The sequence below is a fragment of the Pseudoxanthomonas sp. LH2527 genome, assembly GCF_022539275.1.
Lineage (GTDB): Bacteria > Pseudomonadota > Gammaproteobacteria > Xanthomonadales > Xanthomonadaceae > Pseudoxanthomonas_A.
The window spans coordinates 24346-31764 of the sequence record NZ_JAKZBW010000038.1; the positions used below are offsets into that span (position 1 = coordinate 24346).

Annotated in this window: 7 protein-coding genes; 6 read left to right on the top strand and 1 reads right to left on the bottom strand. The window is 67.4% G+C overall.

What is annotated here, in order from left to right; translation table 11 throughout:
• From MMG85_RS16915 to MMG85_RS16930, 4 genes are read left to right on the top strand one after another with little or no spacing between them, the layout of a single operon-like run.
• A complete protein-coding gene (locus MMG85_RS16915; protein ID WP_241047098.1) occupies positions 1-258 on the top strand; it encodes an acyl carrier protein in 258 nt (85 codons plus the stop codon).
• Positions 255-1172: a HemK/PrmC family methyltransferase gene (locus tag MMG85_RS16920; RefSeq protein WP_241047099.1), complete on the top strand. Its 918-nt coding sequence runs from the start codon at positions 255-257 to the stop codon at positions 1170-1172. Before MMG85_RS16915 ends, MMG85_RS16920 begins: the two co-directional genes overlap by 4 nt.
• Entirely contained in the window at positions 1169-2170 is a 1002-nt protein-coding gene (gene nadE, locus MMG85_RS16925; RefSeq protein WP_241047100.1) for an NAD(+) synthase, read from the top strand. Before MMG85_RS16920 ends, nadE begins: the two co-directional genes overlap by 4 nt.
• Positions 2167-3207, top strand: a complete 1041-nt coding sequence (locus MMG85_RS16930) for a hypothetical protein (RefSeq protein ID WP_241047101.1) — start codon at positions 2167-2169, stop codon at positions 3205-3207. The genes nadE and MMG85_RS16930 overlap by 4 nt, the downstream gene beginning before the upstream one ends.
• A 78-nt stretch (positions 3208-3285) precedes the next feature.
• Here MMG85_RS16930 and MMG85_RS16935 read toward each other — a convergent pair whose 3' ends face one another.
• Positions 3286-4584 carry a porin gene (locus tag MMG85_RS16935; protein ID WP_241047102.1) on the bottom strand — a complete coding sequence of 433 codons (1299 nt, stop codon included), beginning with the start codon at positions 4582-4584 and terminating at the stop codon, positions 3286-3288.
• Positions 4585-5011: 427 nt separating this feature from the next.
• Here MMG85_RS16935 and pstS (MMG85_RS16940) point away from each other — a divergent pair, with 427 nt between their 5' ends.
• Positions 5012-6025, top strand: a complete 1014-nt coding sequence (gene pstS, locus MMG85_RS16940; RefSeq protein ID WP_055940768.1) for a phosphate ABC transporter substrate-binding protein PstS — start codon at positions 5012-5014, stop codon at positions 6023-6025.
• A gap of 211 nt (positions 6026-6236) precedes the next feature.
• Entirely contained in the window at positions 6237-7331 is a 1095-nt protein-coding gene (pstS, locus tag MMG85_RS16945) for a phosphate ABC transporter substrate-binding protein PstS (RefSeq protein ID WP_241047103.1), read from the top strand.
• Positions 7332-7419: the final 88 nt, after the last annotated feature.

Consider the following 7419-nt stretch of genomic DNA (forward strand, 5'->3'; position numbering starts at 1 on the left):
ATGACCGACGTCGCCATCCGCGAAAAGATCCGCGGCCACATCCTCAACAACCTGATGTTCACCAACGACCAGTCCAGGCTGGCCGACGACGCCTCGCTGCTGGACCTGGGCGTGATCGATTCGACCGGCGTGCTGGAGCTGGTGCTGGTCATCGAGGAGAACTTCGCCATGCAGGTGAAGGACTCCGCGATGGTGCCGGAGAACTTCGACTCGGTGGACAGGATCGTGTCGTTCGTCATGCGCTCGAAGGCGGCATGACCACAACGGTCGAGCAACGACTGCGGGCGATCCAAGCGCACTGGCAGGCCGCCCACGACAAGCCGGAAGAAACGCCGGACAACACCTTGCGTGCCCTGTGGTCGCTGGCGGCGGGTACCCCGCTGTCGGCCGTCGCCGCGGACGGCATCGCGTTGCCCGCGCTGGACGCCGATGCACTGCGACGGCTTGACGCGCTGTTGGCGCAGCGGCTGGCCGGCATACCGCTGGCGCACCTCACCGGCCGCCAGCATTTCCTCGGCCTCGACCTGCTGGCCGGCCCGGAAGCCCTCATCCCGCGTCGCGAAACCGAACTGCTGGGGCACGCGGCGATCGAACTCGCGCGCATCGCCTGCGCGCAGGGGCGGGCCGCCATCGCGGTCGACGTCTGTACCGGCTCCGGCAACCTGGCGGTGGCGCTGGCCCATCATGTGCCGGGACTGCGCGTGTTCGCTGCCGATCTCAGCGAGGACGCCGTGGCGCTGGCCCGCCGCAACGCCGAACGGCTGGCGCTGGCGGATCGGGTGACGTTCCGCGCCGGCGACCTGCTCGCTCCGTACGACGAGGCCGCCTTCCATGGCACCGTTGACCTGTTGCTCTGCAATCCTCCGTACATCAGCAGCAGCAAGGTGGAAGCGATGCCGGACGCGATCTCCGCGCATGAGCCGCGGCTGGCGTTCGACGGCGGACCGCTGGGCGTGTCGCTGCTGGCGCGGCTGATGCAGGACAGCCGGCGCTTCGTGCGCACCGACGGCTGGCTCGCGTTCGAGGTCGGGCTGGGCCAGGGACCGGCGATGGCCCGCCGCCTGCGCAACGACGACGCCTGGGACGAGGTGCGCGAACTTGCGGATGACGAGGGCGCGGTGCGCGCAGTGCTGGCGCGACGCTCGGACCATGTAACCGGAGACAACGGATGAGCGGATTCGGCTGGGAAGCGCTGGACATCGACTACGAACAGGAAGCCGAACGCATCTGCGCGCGCCTGCGCGAGACCGTCGCGCAATCGCTGCGCAGGCGTGGGCTGGTGGTCGCCATTTCCGGCGGCATCGACAGTTCGGTCTGTGCCGCGCTGGCGGTGCGCGCCCTCGGCAGCGAGCGCGTGCATTGCCTCATCCTGCCCGAGCGCGACTCCGACCCGGACAGCGCCGCGCGGGCCGGCCTGCTGGCCGCGACCCTGGGCGTGGGCGTGGACACGTTCGACATCGCACCCGCGCTGGAGGCGATCGGTGCCTACGCCGCGCGCGACAACGCCGTGCGCACCGTGCTGCCCGACTACCGCGACGACTGGAAGATGAAGCTGGCCATCGCCGGCGGCAGTGAGGGTGCGATCAACCGCTTCCGGCTGATCGCGCAGTCGCCCGATGGCGTGCTGCATGAGCACGAACTGCGCCTGCACGAGTACCTGACCATCGTGGCGGCCACCAGCTACAAGCAGCGGTTGCGCAAGACCATCGAGTATTTCCATGCCGACCGCCTGCACTACGCGGTGCTGGGTACGCCGAACCGGCTGGAGTACGACCAGGGTTTCTTCGTCAAGAACGGCGACGGCTCGGCCGACATCAAGCCGATCGCGCATCTCTACAAGTCGCAGGTCTACGGCATGGCGCGCCACCTCGGCCTGCCGGAACGGTTGTGCAACGCGCAGCCGACCACCGACACCTACAGCCTGGAACAGGGCCAGGACGAGTTCTACTTCGCCCTGCCCTACCGCGCGATGGACCTGGCGCTGTGGGCGCTGGAACACGAGGTGCCGGCAGCGGACCTCGCGCAGGCGCTGGAGACGACGGTGGAACAGGCCGAAGCCGTCTATGCCGACATCCTGAGGAAGCGCCGCAGCACGGCGCCCCTGCACCTGCGGCCCGTCCTGCTGGGCACGGTCTCGGTCGGCGATACGGCGGGTGAACGCGCCGCATGACGGCCCCGGTCGCCGACGACAGTCCGTATGCCGTCGCGCCCGCCGATTTCGTGCGTGATCGTGATGCCGTGATCGAGGTCTGGCGCGCCAGCCTGCATGAAGGCCAGGCGCGCGCGCTGAAGCTGGAATGGTTCTACCGGGAGGCGCCGCATGCGGCGCTGCTGCAGGTGCTGGTGCACCAGCCCAGCCAGAGCATCGTCGGCACCGCTGGGGTCGGCTGGCGACGGATGCAGTTGGATGGCAAAGAACTGCAGGGTGGCCTGCTTGCCGACATGGCGGTCATGGCAGGTCATCGCATGCTGGGACCGGCACTGCTGCTGCAGCGCACCGCCTGCGAGACCGCCCTGCAGCAGGGCGATCTGGTCTACGGGTTTCCCAACGCCAATGCCGTGCCGGTGGTGAAGCGGCTGGGCTATGTCCACGTCGGCGACATGACCACCTACGTGCGCGCGGTGCGGCACGCGCCTTATGTCGCGCGCCGGTTGCCTGCCAGCCTCGCCCGCCTGCTGGGCGGGTGCATCGACCGCGTGGTGCGGCTGCGCGACCGACTGCATCGGCTGACCGGCCTCCGTCTGCGCGCCGACTGGCGTGATGCGCCACACGAGACCGTGCACGCACAGGCCTGGACCCGCCCCGGCACGCTGGAAGGCGTGCACGATCGCGAAGCATTGGCATGGCGCTTCGCCCGCTGTCCGCTGGCGAGCTTCCGCTTCCTCTACGTGCAGCGCGACGGCGACGCGCTGCCCTGCGCGTGGTTCGTCTGCCAGCAGGATGGCGAGACGCTGCGCATCGTCGACTTCAGGATCGATCCGGCAGGCGATGCGTCACGCAGCCTGGCCGTGCTGGCGGACAGCGCGTATCGGCTGGGCTGTCGCTCGATTTCGCTGGAAGGCTGCCTGCTCGATGAGGAGAAGGCCTTGCTGCGCCGGCACTGGTTCTTCGCCCGCCAGGGACGTCCGGTGTACGCCCGCTGGAAGCAGCCCGACACCGCGCCGCGCGTGGCGTTCCGGCTGATGCCGTTCGACGAGGACGAGTAAGCCCCCGAAACGCAGAAGGACATGCCGTGGCATGTCCCCCTGCGATCCGTGCCCGTCACCTCCGGGCCGCGGCGTGGCTTACCAGTTGAACTGCGTGCGCAGCGCGTACTGGGCGGTCTCGTCGCCGGTGACTTCGTTGTCGCCCTGCGTGTAGTTGAACATGAAGCGCAGGTTGGGGTTGACGTAGTAGTTCATGCCGAGGATCCAGCTGGTGACTTCGCGGTTCAGCGTTTCGTTTTCGGCGTAGTCGTAGCGCGCAGTCAGTTCCCACAGGCCCTTGTCCACGTACTTCGGCGAGGCGAACACGCCGGTCGCCGCCTTGTAGCCCTTGTGGCCGCCATTGAGCATGAAGCTGCCCTGCACGTAGTAGCTGGTCACGTCCTGGTCGCGGCCGAGCGGCTGGCCGAAGGTGGCGTCGGCGTACTCGGCCTGGAAGAAGGCCGGGCCGAACGAGCCGGCGGCTTCCAGCGCGTACACGCTGACTTCGTTGCGGCTGGCACCGGTGGTGGTGGCGATGGTCTGCGACGGACCGCGACGGCCGGCGTAGTTGGAGGAGGCGACCAGGTCCGCCGAACCCTGATTGGCGTTCTCGTAGCTGTACCAGCCGCCGAGGTGCAGCGTGCTGTTGTCGGTGTTGATCGGCGCCCAGGTGACGCGACCGGCGTAGCCCATGCCTTCGTTGCGGGCCGCAGCGGCGCCGCGCAAGTTGAACACGCTCAGGCCGGCGGTGTAGTTCTCGCCCGCACGCTGGTAGCCCACGCCCTGCTGGAACTGGCGGTTGGAGAACAGGCCGGTCGCCGAGGCGAACGGACGCTCCATCATCAGCAGTTCGTTGGAGCTGGTCAGCTCTTCCATCGCGCGGTAGGGCTTGAAGTGACCGATGGTGAACTTGCCGCCCAGCGCCGACTTGGCGATGTAGGCATCACGCAGGCCGTCGAGGTTGGTGCCGGCGCCGAAGTCCTGCTCCAGCTTGTATTCCCAGCCGTAGGCCTTGCCGCCCAGGGTCAGGCGGGCGCGGCGGAATTCGGTGGTGCCGGTGGTGCTGGCGATGTCGCGGTCGAAGGCGTAGGTGTCGAAGTGGATGCGGCCACCCACGGTCGCCTCGAACTTGCCGTCAGCCGAGGTCACCTTGATGCCGCCCTTGGTGTCGATCTTCGGCGAGCCCGTGTTGAGCTTGTCCAACTGCGCGGCCGTGTCCAGGTTGACGTCGGACTGCGCGTCGGTGCGCTCTTCCAGTTCCATCAGTTTGGTCTGCATGGCTTCCAGCTGCGCCCTCAGTTCGGCGATCTGCTGGTCACGGTTGTCGGCGGCGGCGGCCGAAAAGCTGGTGCTGCCCATGGCGACGGCAAGCGCGGCAGCCAGGAGGGAATAACGCATGGTGACTCTCCGAGTGGAATTGGAAGTAAGAGCGCGAGCTTCGTGGGCGCCTTGCTTCGATCCCGAAAACCCTTCGGAAATCATTAAGCGCCCGTCAAAGATGCGCTAAAGGATGGGAGTGAAATCTTGCAGTCACATGTGAGTTTCATGACCGATGTGTGACAGGGCTGGGCGACATGCCTCTGCTCCCGGCGCGTCCACGGGGCAACACCATATATATGTGCGGAGCGCGATCCGCGCTTGCCCGCGCGATGAGGAAACGGCGCCGCGGCCAGCGCCGCCGACACGGCAAGCCGGTCGCGCACGCGCACCTCGACGTCACCGGACTGTCGCAATGCCGACACGGGGCTGTCACACAAACGTCGTGGAATGGCCACCCAACGGGCACGCCCGTGCCTTCCACCCTGCCTTCTCCCAGGAGATTTCCGTGTTGAACTCGATCAAATCCCGCGTGGCGCTGCTGGCGCTCGCCTCGGCCTTCTCGGCGCAGGCCTTCGCCGCCGACGTGACCGGCGCCGGCGCGTCGTTCGTGTATCCGGTGATGACCAAGTGGTCCGCCGACTACGCCAAGGCCACCAACAACCGCGTCAACTACCAGTCGATCGGTTCGGGCGGCGGTATCGCGCAGATCAAGGCCGGCACGGTGGACTTCGGTTCGTCCGACGCCCCGCTGAAGCCGGAAGAACTGGCCAAGTACGGCCTGGCCCAGTTCCCGTCGGTGATCGGCGGCGTGGTGCCGGTGCTGAACGTGGCCGGCCTGAAGCCGGGCCAGCTGAAGCTGGACGGCCCGACCCTGGCCAACATCTTCCTAGGCACCATCAAGACCTGGAACGACCCGGCCATCGCCGCGCTCAACCCGGGCGTGACCCTGCCGTCGCAGCGCATCACCGTGGTCCGCCGCTCGGACGGCTCGGGCACCACCTTCAATTTCGTCAACTACCTGTCCAAGGTCAGCCCGGAGTGGAAGGCCAAGGTCGGTGAAGGCACCACCGTGCAGTGGCCGACCGGCGTGGGCGGCAAGGGCAACGAGGGCGTGGCCGCCTACGTGAAGCAGATCAAGGGCGGCATCGGCTATGTCGAACTGTCCTACGCGCTGCAGAACAAGATGTCCTATGCCAGCCTGAAGAACGCCGCCGGCGCCTACGTGCAGCCCAGCGATGAGACCTTCGCCGCCGCCGCCGCCAGCGCCGAGTGGGGCAAGTCCAAGGACTTCTACCTGGTCATGACCAACGCGCCGGGCGCCAACTCCTGGCCGATCACCGCCACCAACTTCATCCTGATGTACAAGGCGCCGAAGAAGGGCAACAAGGACGCGCGCGACTTCTTCCGCTGGGTCTACGCCAATGGCGACGCCCAGGCCAAGTCGCTCGACTACGTGCCGCTGCCGCCGGCGCTGGTGCAGCAGATCGAGACCTACTGGAAGGCCAACCTGAAGTACTGATCGCACCCGCCGGCACGGTCTCTCCCCGTGCCGGCACCGATGCGGCGTTCCTCCCGCGCCGACATCACCGGGCGGGCCTTCGGGCCCGCCCTTTTTGTTTGGCGGGGGCGATGACCGTCGTCGCATGACAGCGCGAGACGGCGATGTCATCACGTTGTAACAAAAACATCATTTCATAGCGCGGATCACAAACGACCCGTCTGGAGACTCCATGCGCATCCGCACCGCCCGCCTGGCCACGCTGGCCGTGGCCACCGCTTTCTTCGCCGCTGCCTGCGGCGGCAAGACCGACGCCCCGGCTACCGCGACCACCGGTGACGCCGCAGCGCCCGCCGCGGCCGGCGCCCAGCAGATCTCCGCCGAGCTGACCGGCGCCGGCGCCTCGTTCATCTATCCGCTGATGGCGCGCTGGTCGACCGACTACAACAAGTCCACCGGCGCCAAGATCAACTACCAGTCCATCGGTTCGGGCGGCGGCATCGCGCAGATCAAGGCCGCCACGGTCGATTTCGGCTCCTCCGACAAGCCGCTGTCGTCGGAAGAACTGGCCCAGGCCGGTCTGGCCCAGTTCCCGTCGGTGATCGGTGGCGTGGTGCCGGTCATCAACGTCGAAGGCCTGCAGCCGGGCCAGCTGAAGCTCAGCGGCACCGTGCTGGCCGACATCTTCCTGCACAAGATCACCACCTGGAACGACCCGGCCATCGCCGCGCTGAACCCGGGCGTGACCCTGCCCACCGGCAAGATCAACACCGTGCACCGCTCCGATGGTTCGGGCACCACCTTCAACTTCGTCAACTACCTGTCCAAGGTCAGCCCGGAGTGGAAGTCCAAGGTCGGCGAAGGCACCTCGGTCAACTGGCCGGGTGGCGTGGGCGGCAAGGGCAACGAAGGCGTCGCCGCCTACGTGCGCCAGCTGAAGGGCTCGATCGGCTATGTCGAACTGGCCTACGCCGAGCAGAACAACATGTCGTACGCGTCGCTGCAGAACGCGGCCGGCCAGTTCGTGCAGCCCACCCCCGAAAGCTTCGCCGCTGCGGCGGCCAGCGCCGACTGGGCGAACACCAAAGACTTCAACCTGGTCATCACCAACGCCCCGGGCGAGACGGCGTGGCCGATCACCGCGACCAACTTCATCCTGGTCTACAAGCAGCCCAAGGACGCGGCCAAGGCCAAGCACACGCTGGACTTCTTCAAGTGGGCCTACGAACAGGGCCAGGCACAGGCCAACGAACTGGACTACGTGCCGCTGCCGCCGGAACTGGTGGGCCAGATCGAGCAGTACTGGAGCACCGAGATCAAGCTCTGATCCCGGCGCCATCCGCGGGCCGTCCACAGGGGCGGCCCGCTGTCATCACGCGGTAACCGCACCACCGTGCACTAGCGCCTCCCGCGTC